The sequence below is a fragment of the Mesorhizobium australicum WSM2073 genome (assembly GCF_000230995.2).
GTDB classification, from domain to species: Bacteria; Pseudomonadota; Alphaproteobacteria; order Rhizobiales; family Rhizobiaceae; genus Mesorhizobium; species Mesorhizobium australicum.
Genome location: NC_019973.1, coordinates 6,184,590 through 6,200,534, shown reverse-complemented (window position 1 = coordinate 6,200,534; position 15,945 = coordinate 6,184,590). Strand labels below are relative to the sequence as shown.

Sequence of the window (15,945 nt, the reverse complement as noted above, 5' to 3'; positions counted from 1 at the left end):
CGCTTGAAAAAAAATAGCTATTTGTGCGGAGCGTAGTCTTTTCAGTCGGCGCTTTTCAAGCGTGCCGGTCATCAGCGGGCATGTATGTGCCGGCAAATCATTTCGCACTCGGGAATCTGCACTTGGGGCTGTCTGCGGCTATTCTTTTTAAGTACTTGCCGGCAAACGAAAAAACCCGGCGCGATCGGCCGGGTTCGAAGAAGATCGTCCTGAAAAGGCGATGTCAGGCCGACAGCACCTTGAGGCGCTGGGCGAGGCGCGACACCTTGCGGGACGCTGTGTTCTTGTGCATCACGCCCTTGGTTGCGGCGCGCATCAATTCCGGCTCGGCTGCCTTGAAGGCGGCCTGTGCGGCGGCCTTGTCGCCGGAGGCGAGTGCCTCTTCGACCTGGCGCACGTAGGTGCGGACGCGCGAGCGGCGGTTCTTGTTGATCGCTGCGCGGCGGGCGATCTTGCGCGTTGCCTTTTTGGCCGAGGATGTGTTGGCCATGATGCCTCTCTTCTGATCTGGTCGGCGCACGCGGCGTGCCGCAGGGCGCAAAAAACAAACGGGCAGCCACGGGGCCGCCTCGGTTGGTGCGGCTTATAGTTCAGCTTTTCCGGCGCGTCAACGCCGACGGGCGTTCTTTTTGCCGATGCCACGGGTTTCGGACGCTGGCCCGCCACGCCCTACCGGTTGGTGAAATTCGGCTTCCGCTTTTCGGCGAACGCCGCCATCCCTTCCTTCTGGTCTTCGAGCGCGAAAAGCGAGTGGAACAGGCGGCGTTCGAAGCGCAATCCCTCGGCAAGCGTCGTCTCATAGGCCCGGTTCACCGCTTCCTTGGCCATCATCACCGATGGCAGCGAGAAATCCGCGATTTTGGCCGCCGCCTTGACGGCCTCTTCGACCAGCTCGGCGGCCGGAACGACCCGCGACACCAGGCCCGAACGTTCGGCCTCGGCGGCATCCATCATTCGTCCCGTCAGGCACATGTCCATTGCTTTCGATTTGCCGACGAACCGGGTCAGGCGTTGCGACCCGCCCATGCCGGGAATGACACCGAGCGTGATCTCGGGCTGGCCGAATTTGGCCGTATCGGCGGCAATGATGAAGTCGCACATCATGGCGAGTTCGCAGCCGCCTCCCAGGGCATAGCCGGCCACCGCCGCGATGATCGGCTTTCGTGCCCGCGTGAACTCTTCCCAGCCAACGAAGAAGTCCTGGCTGTAGGCATCCGCGTAGGAGATCGCCTGCATTTCCTTGATGTCGGCACCGGCGGCAAAGGCCTTGTCGGAACCGGTAACAACCACGGCGCCGATGCCAGGATCGGCGCAGAAACCGTTCACGGCCGAGACGAGTTCAGCAAGGATCCGGGAATTCAACGCATTGAGCGCTTTTGGCCGGTTCAGCGTGATCAGCCCGACCTTGCCACGCGTCTCGGTGATGATCGTCTCATAGTCCATGGGCTGCTTCTCCTTGCTCGACGGCGGTCTAGCTTACCTCTGACAGGTCCGGCAATAGAAGGTCGAGCGTCCGCTCTGCACGATACGTTGGACATGGCCGCTGCAGCCGGGCTTGGGGCAAGGCTCACCCTCGCGGTCGTACACGGCGAAGGAATGCTGGAAATAACCCAGCGACCCATCGGTGCGCACATAGTCGCGCAGTGAAGACCCGCCGGCCGCGATGGCGTCCGCGACGACCGAACGGATTGCCTCGGCGAGGCCTTCGCTTTGTTCCCTGGCCTTCTTGCCTGGCTTGGCGATGGTGCCTGCCTCGCGCAGGGGTGACAGCCCTGCGCGCCAGAGGGCCTCCGAGACGTATATATTGCCTAAGCCGGCGATCAGCCTCTGGTCGAGAAGCGCTGCCTTGAGCGGCGCTCTGCGGCCTTTCAGCAGCGAGGCAAGCAGAACGCCGTCCAGCGCATTGCCGGTGGGCTCGACACCCAGTCCGCCCAGCATCGGATGCGTCTCCGGCGGCTCTTCCGCAAACAGCATGAAACCGAAGCGGCGCGGGTCGTTGAAGATCACCCGGGAGCGCGCGCCGGCCGCGGAAACGACATGGAACACGACATGATCGTGCGCCGCGCTCTTCGAACGCTCATGATGGAACACGCCCGGTGTCTCGTCGTTGTCGCCGGTCTCGATGCGAAAGGAGCCCGACATGCCGAGGTGGCAGATCAGAACCGGACCGCCCTGCATATGCATGGTCAGATATTTGGCGCGCCGGCCAAGCGCCGTGACCGTCCTGCCCGTCAGCCGCTCCGAGAACCGTTCGGGAAAGGGGAAGCGCAGATCGGGTCGTCTCATCTCGACCTTGGCCAGATGAGCACCTTCCATGACCGGCTGCAGGCCGCGCCGGACTGTCTCGACTTCGGGCAATTCAGGCATGACCGCGAATCGTGGCGTGGAAGGACGTGCCGTTACGGCCGCGCGCCAGCCGCAGATGTTCGGCAACCGTCTCGCCGATATCGGCGAATGTCGCCCTCAGCCCTATGTCGCCGCCTTTGAGGCCGGGTCCAGTGCCGATGACCGGAATGCGTTCGCGCGTATGATCGGTGCCGCGCCAGGTCGGATCGTTGCCGTGGTCGGCGGTCAGGATGAGAAGGTCGCCCTGCTTCAGCTTCGCAAACGCCTCCGGCAGACGCCGGTCGAAGGCCTCGAGTGCGGCGGCATAACCGGCGACGTCGCGGCGATGGCCGAATTCGGTGTCGAAATCGACGAAATTGGCGAACACGAGGTCACCGTCGCCAGCCTCGTCCATGGCGCCCAGCGCCTGGTCGAACATGGCCATGTTGCCCGCCGCCTTGCGCACCTGCGAAATCCCGCGATGGGCGAAGATGTCGCCGATCTTGCCGACGGCGATGACGCGGCTGCCGCGCGCCGTCAGCCGGTCGAGCAATGTCGCTTCGGGTGGCGGCACGGCGTAGTCGTGGCGGTTGTAGGTTCGTTCGAAGGTGGCTGACGTCTCGCCGACGAAGGGGCGCGCGATCACCCGTCCGATCCTCAGCGGGTCAACCAGCCGGCGCACCACCTGGCACAATTCATAGAGCCGCTCCAGGCCGAAATGGATCTCATGCGCGGCGATCTGCAGGACGGAATCGACCGACGTGTAGCAGATCGGCTTGCCCGTGCGGATGTGGTCCTCGCCGAACCGCTCGATGATCTCGGTGCCTGGCGCATGGCAATTGCCGAGGATGCCTGAAACCTTGCCCTCGCGGATGATCGCCTCGGTCAGGTCGGCCGGAAATGCGGGAACCGTATCCGGGAAATAACCCCAGTCGAAGCGTACTGGCAGGCCTGCGATCTCCCAGTGGCCGGAAGGCGTGTCCTTGCCGCTCGAAATCTCCTGCGCCGCGCCATGGAAGGCATTGGCGAGCAGGTCCGTCCCGAAATGAGCAAAACCCAGTCCTGTCGCCGTCTCGGCCGCCTTGCCAAGTCCCAGCGATGCCATGTGGGGGACGAACAGTGGTCCCTGACGAAGCCCGTCGCGATCGGCGCGCTCTTCCGCGCAAGCTTCGGCGATGTGCGCCAGCGTGTTTGCACCGGCGTCGTCATAACGTTCTGCGTCGGCCGCGCCGCCGATGCCGAAGGAATCCAGGACAAAGAGGAATGCACGCGCCATCGGGTCATTTGTTGCCAGTGTGGACCTCAAGACATAGGGTTCCACGGCGGCCTTGGCAATTCGGAAACCAAACGGCAATACAGGCACAAAGATCAGGTGTCGCGACCAGTTGGGCGCCCACGGACAAACAAGAGGCAAGGCGGTCCTGTCATGAAGGCTGCGCTCAAGACATGGACTGCCCTCATGGCTGTGAACGGTGCGTTCTGTTGTGGACCGGCGTGGGCAGACTGGCGCGACGATATCGGCACATTTCGCATCGGTATCGTCGCCGAACCCGGCGCCGGCAATACCGTTCCGGGGCTGGCCGTGCTGACGCAAGCCTTTACCAATGCGCTCGGCATGAAGGTGGAATTCGTCGTTGCCCGCGATTACGCGGCACTGATCGAGGCACAGGCCAATGCGCGGATCGAATACGCCATCTATTCGGCGACCGCCTACGCCGCGGCGCTGCAACGCTGCGAATGCGTCGAGCCGCTCGTAGCTCCGGTCGATTCAAACGGTGCGGCCGGCATCCGCTCGGTACTGCTGACCAGGGACGGCAAATTGCCCGGCCTGGCTGACATGGAGACCCGCCGGATCGCCATGCCGCCGCCGGACAGCGTCGGCGGTTCGCTTTTGCCGCTGGCGGGCTTGGCCGCCGAACATGTCAGGATCGCCGAAGACGCACCATTCCTTGTCCATGCCCCGTCGGCGTCGGCGGCTGAAACCATGCTCGTCGACGGCGAGGCCGACGCCATGTTCGGCTGGGTGAAGGCAGCGGCCGATGGTCAGCCGCGACTGCCTGGGGGCACGCAGGCAAGGCTCGAGGCATCAGACCTTTCGGCGTCGGCCCTTCAGGTCGTGTGGACGTCGGGTCTGCTGAGATACGGTCCCCATGCGGTGCGCGGCGACCTCGATCCGGAAGCCAAGCGTCGGCTGACCGTGTTCCTCACCAACCTTAAATCGACGACGCCGGATGTCTACGACCTTCTGGAGCCGAAGCATGCTGGCGGCTTCATGCCCGTGGCTCCCAAGGACTATGCGGCGGCGGAGGCCATCGTGCGGATGGTATCAGTCGATGGGCGGCAACAAGTCCTTCAGCAATCGCTGCAAGGGATCGTGACGCTTCTGCGGGGACGCAGATAATAGGTTTCGCCCATCGTCATGCCTTTGGCGAGCGTCTCGACAAACCCGAGCTTCTGTTGGCTGTCGGTCGTCCAGCTGATGATCGGCTTATAGGCCAGGGTGCTGTCGACGCGGACGAGGAAGGTTCCGGGGACCCTGAGGCTTGCCGGAACCGTGGTGGCGGTGCCGGCGGTGGCCCCGACGCCGTTCACACCGTTGACCACCTTGCGCGACCACACCACCAGGACCTGCGGCGTGGCATCGGTGGTGACCTGTATGGCCGTGATGGTGATGTCCGGCACGGAGCGGTTATAGGGTTGAAGGGTCAAGGTGCCGATCTTCATGATGGCATCGAGGTCCACTTTGGCGATGGTCGGCTGTTGTGTGACGAGATCGGCGACCATGCTGCCGACACGGCTGACCTTCTTGCTCGTCTCGATGGCCTGCGAAGCCTCCATGGTCATGAAATACATGACCAGCAGGATAGGCGCGATAAGCGCGAACTCGACCGCCGCGACGCCACGACGATTGGACCAGAACCGGATTGATTTGCCCCAGAGCATTGATTTGCCCCAGGGCCCAGCAATTCCCTGATGTGCCCCCGCACGCATCATATTCACTGCCTTTTTTCTTGTTGTTGCTTCGGTGATTGTCTCAATTGTCGAACGGCTCGTTCTGCCAGGTCACCGAAGCGAAATGCAGCGTTTTGTTGCCGCCCATCGACTGCGCCATCAGGTTGGTCATGATGGGCCATTTGTAGAAAACCCGCAGCATGTTCCTTGACTCCGCCGCACCCGCCGTGACGGTAAAGGGCACATCGGCGCCGCTATTCGTCAGCTGGATGTTACCGCCCTGAATCCTAAAGCCGGCCTGGGCCGCGTCGGCGAATGCAGTGTATTGGCGAAGATCGACGCTCAGCTGATTGGGGCAATCCTGCGAAACGATGATTTCCAGCTTGCCGCAGATCATGTTCTTCAAATTATCTCCGGCGACGTCGGCGGCCCTCAACTGGCCGGTGCGCAGCCGGCGCGCGACATCATCTGTAATGTTGGCCATCACCTCCTGGCTGGCAAACGAGATGCAGCTTTCGAGGATGGCGAAGACGAGAAGCGCGAACGGCATCGCAAGCAGCGCGAACTCCAGCGCCGTGGCGCCGCGCCGGTCGCGCACGAAGCGCTGGAAAGGCCTGGCGCGCTCGATCTTGCGTTGATCTGTCGAGCCGATTTCCTTGCTCATGCGATGTTCCTGCCATCCTGGACGGTGCTGACAGGTGTATTAGTGCAAACCAATTGAGGTCCGGTTTGAATGATCGTTAAACTCGGCGCAGGCGCTTTAACCAGGCAGTAACCTGGGCGCTGGCACGGCCCGCATGGCTTATTTGCTGACGCTCATCTCGGCTTCGGACGATTTCTCCGCGTCGCTCTTGTAGGAGCTTTCGCAATAGGGCGTGCACGACATGGTCTGGACCTCCGCGCGCCGGTAAATGCGAACCGACGAGACCGCCTGGCGGACCACGGTAACCTGTGCGTCGACGATCGGGCTGCCCTCTGGGTCGAGAACGACGAGATTGGTGACACCGAAACCCTTGCCGGTGAGCACGATCGTCGAGGCATCCTGGACGGAGGCGTCGGCGATTGCCGGGTTGCCCACGACGATCGTATCGGCGGGGCGCGACAATTTCACGATCTTGGCCTGGTTCATGGTGACCTCGATCCCGGCGCCGGCCCTGGCGGGCGCGGTCAAGCTGGCGGCAAGAAGCACGGCAATCAGAATTGAGGATCTCGGCACGGCCATCAAGGCGCTCCACGCAGCGGACTGTTCAACGGAACATGAACGAGATTGGTGAACCAACGGTTAAGTTGACTTGTTGCGCCCAGATATGGCGGTCGGCATGGCCGAGCGCATCACCAAACTCGTGCAGGCGTCGCAAGCCTGCCCAAGCCCTTGCCGTTTGCGGCGTCGACCTGCAAAACAGAACATTAGCCAGCGCTTAGTGTGGAGTTAACCACGCAACATGTTCTAGCCGGGAAAGGAATCGGTAAGGCTGTTTATTAAGCCGATCGAAAGAGCTTCTCCCTAGATTTGCAGCATCCGATCAACCATCACAGAAGTTGACGGAAGTGCTGTAACACGTGGAGTAGGAGCTCTCGAATGTCTAATCTCATCGCACGTTTCGTGAAGGACGAATCCGGCGCGACCGCCATCGAATATGGTCTGATCGCCGCTCTCATCGCGCTCGCCATCATCACCGGCGCAGGCGCGCTCGGCAATGCCATCAACGCCAAATTCACGGCCATCGGTACAACGCTGAACAGCAGCGGCAGCTGATCTGCTTATTTGCTGATCACCTGGATTCCATTCTGGACAGGGGCCGCCACATTGCGGCCCCTGTTTCTCTGTGACCGGTCCAGAGTGCTGCCGACAACGACCGTCTTTTCATGCGGACCTCATCAATCGTTAATCGAACCGACCTAGATTGAGTATCCTGGAAATCCGCACAATAGGCATAAGCGCCGATGCTTGAAGCCCTGATCTTCGTCGTCTTCCCGTTCTGCATGCTGTTTGCCGCGATCTCCGACATGCTGTCGATGACGATCGCCAATCGCGTGCCGGTGCTGCTTGTCGTCGTCTTCGCGCTGGTGGCGCCGCTGACGGGCATGGACTGGGCAGCCTATGGCGGACATTTCGCCGCCGGCGCCATCGTCCTTGCCGTGACGTTCGGCCTGTTCGCCTTGGGTGGCATGGGCGGCGGCGACGCCAAACTGCTGGCCGCCACGGCCGTGTGGATGGGGCTCAACGTGCATCTCGTCGAATATCTGGTCGTCTCGACATTCATCGGCGGCCTTCTGACAATCGCCATCCTGCTTTACCGGAAGTCGACGCTGGCGGTTTTCACCGGCCGCAATCCATTCCTGCGTCATTTCGCCGAAGAGTCGGCCGGTGTTCCCTACGGGATCGCGCTCGGCCTGGGCGGACTGCTGACCTTTCCCGATTCCCCCATGATGGTATGGGCGCTGGCAAGGCTGGCGAACTGAATTCATCAAATTTTCGTCGGCTGGCATGCCTTGCAAGCCGCTTTGCGAAGCGGCGGCCCAGCATTTCCGTGCATCTCGGCGCGATCTAATCCAATTTATGTAAACCTTAAATTAATCACGATCGTAAGCATTGCATTAACCTTGTTTTGACGATTGCCGCTGCAAAGTCCGACTTGGCTAGGTGGTTTGCCAAGGGCGAGGGTTCGGACAGATGCCAGCATCCCGATTGATTATTCTGAGCGTGGCGGTGGCCGCGGCGGGCGGTGCTGGCTATGTCGCGAAAAACATGGTCGCTCCGCCGCCTCAGATCGTCGTCGATTCTGGCCCCCAGGCCCCAGCGGTATCCCTGCAGGACGTGCTCGTGCTTTCGGGCGATGTCGCGATGGGCAACGCGCTCCAGAACAGCATCGCCTGGCAATCCTGGCCCGCTGACGGCATCAACGCGAATTTCATCACCAAGGCCACCGCTCCCGATGCCCTGGAGAAGCTGAAAGGGTCGATTGCCCGTGTGCCGATGTATGCGGGCGAGCCCGTGCGGCGCTCCAAGCTGATCGGCGAGGGGCAAAGCTTCATGTCGTCCATCCTGCCTTCCGGCATGCGGGCGGTCGCCACGACCATATCGGCCGACACCTCGGCCGGCGGCTTCATTCTTCCAAACGATTTCGTCGACGTCATCATGACCCGCAGGGCCGATGCCAACACCGGGGCCGGCTTCAGCACCGAGACCATCCTGAAGAATATCCGTGTCCTGGCAATCGATCAGACCATCCAGGAAGACGAGGAAGGCAAGAAGACCAGGGTAGGCCAGACCGCCACGCTGGAGCTGACACCCAAACAGGCGGAGATCATCACCGTTGCCCAGCAGATGGCGGATCGCCTGACGCTGGCGCTGCGGGCGATCACGGACACCCAGGAAAAGAATGTGGGCGAGGCCGACTATCTCGTTTCCGGCAATGGTCGCAGGGGAACGGTGAGGCTGATCAAGTCGGGCGAAGTCTCCGAGGTAGGGGCAAGGAAATGAGGCTAAGCGCTAAACTGCCGGCAATCGTAGCCATGGCATTCGGCCTGCTGCTGGTCGGAGCGAATGTACAGGGCGTCGAGGCGAAGAGCACGCAGGTGTCGGCCACGACAGCCACCCAGCGCGTCAAGCTTGGCCTCAACAAGTCGGTGGTCATAGACCTGCCGAGCGATGCCTATGACATTCTTGTCGCCAATCCCTCCGTTGCCGACGCCGTGACCCGTACCGCAAGGCGTATCTATCTCTTTGGCAAGTCGGTGGGCGAGACCAACGTCTTCGTCTTTGGACCGAACGGCGAACAGATCGCAAGCCTGGATCTTGCCATCGAACGCGACGTCGCCGGCCTGGAAGACTATATCAAGCGCTTCCTTCCGACCTCGACCGTGAAGGTGGAACTGCTGAACGACAACGTCATTCTGACCGGCACCGTCGACACGCCGCTGGACGCGAAACGAGCGGTCGACTTGGCGACGATCTTCGTCTCGGGCGGTGAGGCGACGACGGGACAGTATTCGCAGACCGCCGCCGGCGGCTCGGCCCAGAGCGGTGTCGACATCAACAATCCGGACCAGGAGCGCCGCACCAGCAAGATCGTCAACCTGCTGCAGATTATCGGCGATGATCAGGTCACGCTGAAGGTGACGGTGGCCGAAGTCAGCCGCTCCGTCATGAAGCAACTCGGCGTCAACATGGTCGGGAGTGGCGGCAGCAATGGCATCAGCTATGGCGCGCTCAGTGACCCTTTCACGGGTCTTGGCAAGCCGCTCTCGAACGCGGGTTTGAGCATCGGCTCCTCCGCGCTCCAGGCATATATAAACGCCATGGAGCAGTCAGGGGTCATGAAGACATTGGCCGAACCGACCTTGACCGCCGTGTCTGGTGAGAAGGCGACCTTCAAGGTTGGTGGCGAATACAACATGGTGACCGGGGTATCCGCGAATGTATCGCAAGACAACCAGACGGGCTTGAAGACCTATTCCGTCGATAAGATCGAATACGGAATCGGATTGGAATTTCAGCCGGTGGTTCTATCGCCCGGCCGGATAAGCCTGAAAGTCAGGACCTCTGTTTCCGAGCCGACGACCGAGGGGTCCGTGACGTCATCCACGGACAATCACAGTATCGGCATGAATGCCCTATCACTGCGCAAGCGTCTTGCCGATACGACCGTCGAACTGCCCTCGGGCGGGTCCATGATGATCGCCGGCCTGGTTCGCGACGATGTCAGGCAAGCCGTCAACGGCTTGCCTGGACTGACAAAGATTCCAGTGCTCGGCGCGCTCTTCCGCAGCAGGGACTTCGTGCGCAACGAGACCGAGCTCGTCATCATCATCACGCCCTATCTGGTGAAGCCGGTGGCACGCAATGACCTCGCCAAGCCGGACGACAATTTCAACGCTGCCAGTGATGGTGCCGCCATGTTCCTGGGCAAGGTCAATCGCGTCTACGGCACCATGCAGACCGACAGACCCAACGGCCGCTATCACGGCGTTGTCGGCTTCATCTACAAGTGAACGGGAAAGCGGACATGTCTCAGTCAGCATTGAAGGCAAAGACCATGGCGATGCGCTCCGGCCGTTCTCGAACAGGCCTGCAGGCCCTTCCGATCCTCGCGGCAGCGTTGACGGCTCTCCTGGCCGGTTGCGCCCAGCGCGACAGCATCACCGTGGGCGCCATCCCCGACGACTATCGCACCAATCATCCGATCGTCATCGCGGAGAAGAACCAGAAGATCGATCTTCCCGTCGGCGCCGGCGACCGTGGCATGACCGGCTCGCAGCGCGACACGCTTCTGGGTTTCCTCGACGGCTATGATAAGTCTGCCGCTCCGACATTGACGATCCAGGTTCCAAGCGGATCGGCCAACGAAGTCGCCGCGACGGCGGCTGGCCGCGATTTCGCCCGGCTCGCGGTCGCCGCCGGTATCAAGCGCGACCGGATCGTCGTGGTCTCCTATCAGGCTGGATCGAGCGAGGCCTCAGCCCCGGTTCGCGTTTCCTATATCGCGGTGAGGGCACAGACCGACAAATGCGGGCGTTGGCCCGATGACCTGGTGGAAACGTCGGAAAACAAACACTACGCCGATTTCGGCTGCTCCTATCAGAACAATCTTGCCGCTCAGATGGCCAATCCAAATGATCTTCTCGGGCCGCGCAAGCAGACCACCATCGATGCGGAACGGCGTGGTCAGGTCATAGATGACTATCGGAAAGTTCCGTTGGCAGTGCCTCCGGTCAGCCAAGAAGTCGATTACTGATGACTGCAAAGTCTAGGGGCAACCAACCATGAGCAGCCTTGCCTATGACGCCACCGTCGAGGGCGCCGATATCTCGCCGCAGGACGTCGCCGCGATGCAGGCGTTGCGGCCGGTTCCGCGCATTTCGATCCAGGCATTCTGCGAGACCGAGGGCGTTGCCAATCCGGTCCAGCGCGCCGGCGAGGACCGTCGCATGACCAAGGCGCATCTCAAGGTCCATATGGGCGGCGTCGCCACCGCAATCGAATTCTACCAGTCGGCGCCGACGCCCAACCTGATCCTGCTGGAATCGCGCAGCGAACCCAAGCAATTGCTGGAGCAGCTCGCCCAGCTTTCGGAATACTGCGATCCATCCTCGAAAGTGGTGGTGATCGGTCACTACAATGATGTCGGTCTTTATCGCGAACTCATCCGTTCCGGCATCTCCGAATATGTCATCGCGCCGGTGTCGATGGCCGACATCGTCAGCGTCGTGTCGTCGATCTTCGTCGATCCGGATGCCGAACCGCTCGGCCGCACGGTCGCCTTCGTCGGCGCCAAGGGCGGTGTCGGCTCTTCCACGATCGCGCACAACGTCGCCTGGGCAATGTCCTCGCTGTTCAAATCCGAGGTCGTTGTCGCCGACCTCGATCTCGCCTTCGGCACCGCCAACATCAATTTCGACCAGGATCCGGCCCAGGGCATTGCCGAGGCGGTGTTCTCGCCCGAGCGCATAGACGAAGTCTATCTCGACCGGCTGTTGACCCAATGCGCCGAGCACCTGTCGCTGCTTGCGGCGCCCTCGACGCTGGAACGCGTCTACGACTTCGATCCCGATGCCTTCGCGCAACTTGTCGATACCGCGCAGCGCAGCGTGCCGCTGCTTGTGCTCGATGTTCCTCATGTCTGGACGGGATGGGCCAAGAACACGCTGGTCAAGGCTGACGAGATCGTCATCACGGCGACTCCGGAACTGGCCAATCTGCGCAACACCAAGAACCTGGTCGACATGTTGAAGCGGCTTCGTCCGAACGACCCGCCGCCGAAATTGATCATCAACCAGGCCGGCGTGCCCAAGCGGCCCGAGATCTCGGCATCCGATTTCGCCGAACCGCTCGGCCTGACACCAATGTCGGTCATCGGCTTTGATCCCCTGCTGTTCGGCAATGCCGCAAACAACGGGCGCATGCTGGGCGAGATGGATGCCAAGAATCCGGTTGTGGCCACGATCAACGAGATTGCCCATGTGCTGACGGGCCGCAGCGAAATCCGGGCGAAGAAGAAAGCTGGCCTGGGCAGTCTGCTCGGCAAGCTCTCGCGCAACAAGAAGTGACGCAATGGGGTCGGTAGTCGGTCATGTTCGGTAAAAGAGGCAACGACGACGGCAACCGGTTCACGCCGGAATTCCGCCAGCCGGCATCGGCACCGGCTACGATTGCGCCGGCCGCCGCGGGTCCGGCCGACACCGCGGTGCTTGCCCGGCCCGCGGCCACGCCTCAGCCGAGCGCACCTGTCGCGCCGCCGGCCAGGCGCGCGGTCGAAGCGCCACCCATGGCGCCGGAACCGAGGAGGGGCCGCGAAAAGAGCGAAACCTACTATGACACCAAGAGCCAGGTGTTCTCGGCTCTCATCGATACGATCGACCTGTCGCAGCTCGCCAAGCTCGATCCCGAAAGCGCGCGCGAGGAAATCCGCGACATCGTCAACGACATCATCGCGATCAAGAACTTCGCGATGTCGATCGCCGAGCAGGAAGAACTGCTCGAGGACATCTGCAATGACGTGCTTGGCTATGGGCCGCTCGAGCCGTTGCTGGCGCGCGACGACATCGCCGACATCATGGTCAACGGGTCCAAGAACGTCTACATCGAAGTGAACGGCAAGGTCGAGCAGACCGGCATTCGGTTTCGCGATAACCAGCAGCTTCTCAACATCTGCCAGCGCATCGTCAGCCAGGTCGGCCGCCGCGTCGACGAATCCAGCCCGATCTGCGACGCTCGTCTTCCCGACGGGTCGCGCGTCAACGTCATTGCGCCGCCGCTGGCTATCGATGGCACCGCGCTCACCATCCGCAAATTCAAGAAGGACAAGCTGACGCTCGATCAGCTGGTCAAGTTCGGCGCCATCTCTCCGCAAGGGGCAGAAGTTCTCAAGATCATCGGCCGTGTCCGCTGCAACATCGTCATCTCGGGCGGCACCGGCTCCGGCAAGACGACATTGCTCAACTGCCTGACCAACTACATCGACCGCGACGAGCGCGTCATCACCTGTGAGGACTCGGCCGAACTGCAGCTGCAGCAGCCGCATGTCGTGCGCCTGGAAACGCGTCCGCCCAATCTCGAGGGCGAGGGCGAGGTGACGATGCGCGACCTGGTCAAGAATTGCCTGCGCATGCGGCCTGAACGCATCATCGTCGGCGAAGTGCGCGGACCCGAGGTCTTCGACCTTCTTCAGGCGATGAACACGGGCCATGACGGCTCGATGGGCACGATCCACTCCAACAGCCCGCGCGAATGCCTGAACCGTATCGAATCCATGATCGCCATGGGCGGCTATTCGCTGCCGCAGAAAACCGTGCGCGAAATCGTCGTCGGCTCCATCGACGTCATCATCCAGGCGGCACGCCTGCGCGACGGATCGCGCCGCATCACCCATATCACCGAAGTGATCGGGATGGAGGGCGACGTCGTCATCACCCAGGATATCGTCCTCTACAACATCAAGGGCGAGGACGCCAACGGCAGGCTGCTGGGAGAACACGTCTCGACCGGCATCGGCCGCCCGCATTTCTGGGAACGCGCGCGCTACTACGGCGAAGAGCAGCGCCTCGCAATAGCGCTCGAGGCCATGGAGAAACGTGCTGACTGACGCACTCACAGGCGTGAAGGTTCTGGTCGATGTTTGGAATTGACGGCACCGTACTGGCGTTTGTCGTACTCGCCGGCTTCAGCGCCGGCGCGGTCGCCTATGTATTTCTGTTCAACCAGATCAGCAACGAGAAACAGGCCGGCAGGCGGCTGGAAACGATCAAGGCCGCCGAGACGGACCGTTCCGTCGTCAAGGCCACCCGCGACCGGGCGGCCGACGCCGCCAAGCGCCGCAAATCGGTGCAGGATTCACTGAAGGATCTCGACGAAAAGCAGAAATCCAAGGACATCGCCGTCAAGAAGCCGCCGCTGAAAGCGCAGCTTCGCCAGGCTGGGATGAAGGTGTCGATCGAACGTTTCTATATCTATTCGGCCATCTGCGGTCTCGCGCTGACGGTGGTCGCGTTCGTGGCCGGTGCGCCGATGATTGTCTTGCCCGGTGTGCTGCTCGCCGGAGCGCTTGGCCTGCCGCGTTGGTTCGTTTCTTTTCGTCGTAGCCGGCGCGTCAAGTCATTCCTCAACGAATTTCCAAACGCGCTCGACGTCATCGTGCGGGCGGTCAAGTCCGGCCTGCCGCTGAACGATGCCATACGCCTGATCGCCAACGAATCCCCTGAACCGGTCAAGACCGAGTTTCGCCGCATCGTCGATTCGCAGCAGATGGGCCTGTCGATCCCCGACGCCACCTTGCGCATGCCCGAAACCATGCCATGCACCGAGGCGAGCTTCTTCGGCATCGTCATCCAGATCCAGTCGCAAGCCGGTGGCAATCTCTCCGAAGCGCTAGGCAATCTTTCGCGCGTCTTGCGCGACCGCAAGAAGATGAAGGCCAAGGTCGCGGCCCTGTCGATGGAGGCGAAAGCATCCGCCGCCATCATCGGCGCCTTGCCTTTCATCGTTGCCTTTCTCGTCTATCTCTCCAGTCCCAACTACCTGATGCCGCTGTTCACGACCAGCGTCGGCCATCTGATCCTCGGTGTTTCCGGCATCTGGATGTCGATCGGCATCTTCGTGATGCGCAAGATGATGAATTTTGAAGTCTAGGCCGTGGCATGACCGAACAAGTCATCAAATCACTGACGGATCCCAGCCTCCTGATTGCGATGCTGGTCGCTGTCGCCGTGTTCGCAACCGTTTTTACGCTGCTGCCGGCCCTTGGCGGAAACCAGCTCAAGGCGCGCATGAAGTCGGTCGCGCTGGAGCGTGACGAGCTTCGCGCCAAGCAGCGCGCGCGGCTTGCGAACGAGGCCGATCGCCGCCGCAAGGGCCTGCGCGAGCAGCAGTCGGTCGGTATGCGCAACATTGTCGACCGGCTCGATCTGCGCCGTGCGTTGGCCGACGAGTCCACCTTGCAAAAGCTGAAGGTCGCCGGCTTTCGCGGGCAAAATCCGCTAACGCGATTTCTGTTCTTCCGTCTGGTGCTTCCTTTTGTCGGTTTCGCGCTGGGTCTGTTCTATATTTTCGTGCTCGGAGGGTTGCCCGATAAGCCATTGGTGATCCGGCTTTTCGTCTGCATCCTCGTTGCCTATGGCGGCTTCTATGCGCCGGTCCTCTACGTCAACAACCGCGCGACCAAGCGCAAGCAGTCGATCCAGCTGGCGTGGCCGGATGCGCTCGACCTGATGCTGATCTGCGTGGAATCCGGCATGTCGGTGGAAGCCGGCCTGCGCAAGGTCGCCGACGAGATCGGCGCGCAATCGGTGGCCCTGGCGGAAGAATTCATCCTGACCAACGCCGAGCTCTCCTACCTGCAGGAACGTAAGCAGGCTTACGAGAATCTTGCGAGCCGTACCGGCTTGGAATCGGTCAGGTCCGTGTCACAGGCGCTCGTCCAGGCCGAGCGCTACGGCACGCCAGTGGCGCTCGCACTGCGTGTGCTTGCCGCAGAAAGCCGCGACATGCGCATGAACGCAGCCGAGAAGAAGGCCGCCGCGCTGCCCCCCAAGCTCACCGTGCCGATGATCCTGTTCTTCCTGCCGGTGCTGTTCGCCATCATCCTGGGTCCTGCCGGCATCCAGGTCAGCCAGCGCGGCATCTTCGGCCAGTCGCAAAGCAACGGCACCCAGTAGGCGCATCCGCACAAT

The 15,945-nt window shown here is 61.7% G+C and carries 17 protein-coding genes; 10 read left to right on the top strand and 7 right to left on the bottom strand.

Annotated elements, in window-relative coordinates:
- Nucleotides 1-223: 223 nt before the first annotated feature.
- The 4 genes from rpsT to MESAU_RS29530 form a co-directional block, all read right to left on the bottom strand.
- Nucleotides 224-490, bottom strand: a complete 267-nt coding sequence (rpsT, locus tag MESAU_RS29545) for a 30S ribosomal protein S20 (protein ID WP_015319343.1) — start codon at nt 488-490, stop codon at nt 224-226.
- Nucleotides 491-669: 179 nt separating this feature from the next.
- Nucleotides 670-1,443 carry an enoyl-CoA hydratase gene (locus MESAU_RS29540; RefSeq protein WP_015319342.1) on the bottom strand — a complete coding sequence of 258 codons (774 nt, stop codon included), beginning with the start codon at nt 1,441-1,443 and terminating at the stop codon, nt 670-672.
- Nucleotides 1,444-1,476: 33 nt separating this feature from the next.
- Nucleotides 1,477-2,367, bottom strand: coding sequence for a bifunctional DNA-formamidopyrimidine glycosylase/DNA-(apurinic or apyrimidinic site) lyase (gene mutM, locus MESAU_RS29535; protein WP_015319341.1), 891 nt, complete (start codon nt 2,365-2,367; stop codon nt 1,477-1,479).
- The gene (locus tag MESAU_RS29530) at nt 2,360-3,601 is read right to left on the bottom strand and encodes a phosphopentomutase (RefSeq protein ID WP_015319340.1); all 1,242 of its coding nucleotides are present in this window, start codon (nt 3,599-3,601) and stop codon (nt 2,360-2,362) included. The genes mutM and MESAU_RS29530 overlap by 8 nt, the downstream gene beginning before the upstream one ends.
- Before the next feature lie 150 nt (nt 3,602-3,751).
- Here MESAU_RS29530 and MESAU_RS29525 point away from each other — a divergent pair, with 150 nt between their 5' ends.
- Nucleotides 3,752-4,726 carry a phosphate/phosphite/phosphonate ABC transporter substrate-binding protein gene (locus tag MESAU_RS29525; protein WP_015319339.1) on the top strand — a complete coding sequence of 325 codons (975 nt, stop codon included), beginning with the start codon at nt 3,752-3,754 and terminating at the stop codon, nt 4,724-4,726.
- Here the strand turns inward: MESAU_RS29525 and MESAU_RS29520 are convergent.
- The 3 genes from MESAU_RS29520 to MESAU_RS29510 form a co-directional block, all read right to left on the bottom strand.
- Complete coding sequence (locus MESAU_RS29520) at nt 4,678-5,319, bottom strand: TadE/TadG family type IV pilus assembly protein (RefSeq protein WP_015319338.1); 642 nt, start codon at nt 5,317-5,319, stop codon at nt 4,678-4,680. The genes MESAU_RS29525 and MESAU_RS29520 overlap by 49 nt on opposite strands.
- A 40-nt stretch (nt 5,320-5,359) precedes the next feature.
- Nucleotides 5,360-5,941, bottom strand: coding sequence for a TadE/TadG family type IV pilus assembly protein (locus MESAU_RS29515; RefSeq protein WP_015319337.1), 582 nt, complete (start codon nt 5,939-5,941; stop codon nt 5,360-5,362).
- 138 nt (nt 5,942-6,079) lie between these two features.
- Complete coding sequence (locus tag MESAU_RS29510) at nt 6,080-6,499, bottom strand: pilus assembly protein N-terminal domain-containing protein (RefSeq protein WP_015319336.1); 420 nt, start codon at nt 6,497-6,499, stop codon at nt 6,080-6,082.
- Nucleotides 6,500-6,856: 357 nt separating this feature from the next.
- Here MESAU_RS29510 and MESAU_RS29505 point away from each other — a divergent pair, with 357 nt between their 5' ends.
- The 9 genes from MESAU_RS29505 (at nt 6,857) to MESAU_RS29465 (ending at nt 15,930) form a co-directional block, all read left to right on the top strand.
- Nucleotides 6,857-7,033, top strand: coding sequence for a Flp family type IVb pilin (locus tag MESAU_RS29505; RefSeq protein ID WP_015319335.1), 177 nt, complete (start codon nt 6,857-6,859; stop codon nt 7,031-7,033).
- A 188-nt stretch (nt 7,034-7,221) separates the two neighbouring features.
- Entirely contained in the window at nt 7,222-7,740 is a 519-nt protein-coding gene (locus MESAU_RS29500) for an A24 family peptidase (protein WP_015319334.1), read from the top strand.
- Nucleotides 7,741-7,951: 211 nt separating this feature from the next.
- The gene (gene cpaB, locus MESAU_RS29495) at nt 7,952-8,761 is read left to right on the top strand and encodes a Flp pilus assembly protein CpaB (protein ID WP_015319333.1); all 810 of its coding nucleotides are present in this window, start codon (nt 7,952-7,954) and stop codon (nt 8,759-8,761) included.
- Nucleotides 8,758-10,272: a type II and III secretion system protein family protein gene (locus tag MESAU_RS29490; RefSeq protein ID WP_015319332.1), complete on the top strand. Its 1,515-nt coding sequence runs from the start codon at nt 8,758-8,760 to the stop codon at nt 10,270-10,272. The genes cpaB and MESAU_RS29490 overlap by 4 nt, the downstream gene beginning before the upstream one ends.
- Before the next feature lie 14 nt (nt 10,273-10,286).
- Complete coding sequence (locus MESAU_RS29485) at nt 10,287-11,015, top strand: CpaD family pilus assembly protein (protein WP_015319331.1); 729 nt, start codon at nt 10,287-10,289, stop codon at nt 11,013-11,015.
- A 28-nt stretch (nt 11,016-11,043) separates the two neighbouring features.
- Nucleotides 11,044-12,327, top strand: coding sequence for a CpaE/TadZ family protein (locus MESAU_RS29480; protein ID WP_015319330.1), 1,284 nt, complete (start codon nt 11,044-11,046; stop codon nt 12,325-12,327).
- A gap of 23 nt (nt 12,328-12,350) precedes the next feature.
- A complete protein-coding gene (locus MESAU_RS29475) occupies nt 12,351-13,862 on the top strand; it encodes a TadA family conjugal transfer-associated ATPase (RefSeq protein WP_015319329.1) in 1,512 nt (503 codons plus the stop codon).
- 29 nt (nt 13,863-13,891) lie between these two features.
- Complete coding sequence (locus MESAU_RS29470; RefSeq protein WP_015319328.1) at nt 13,892-14,905, top strand: type II secretion system F family protein; 1,014 nt, start codon at nt 13,892-13,894, stop codon at nt 14,903-14,905.
- A gap of 8 nt (nt 14,906-14,913) precedes the next feature.
- Entirely contained in the window at nt 14,914-15,930 is a 1,017-nt protein-coding gene (locus MESAU_RS29465) for a type II secretion system F family protein (protein ID WP_015319327.1), read from the top strand.
- The last annotated feature ends 15 nt before the right edge of the window (nt 15,931-15,945 follow it).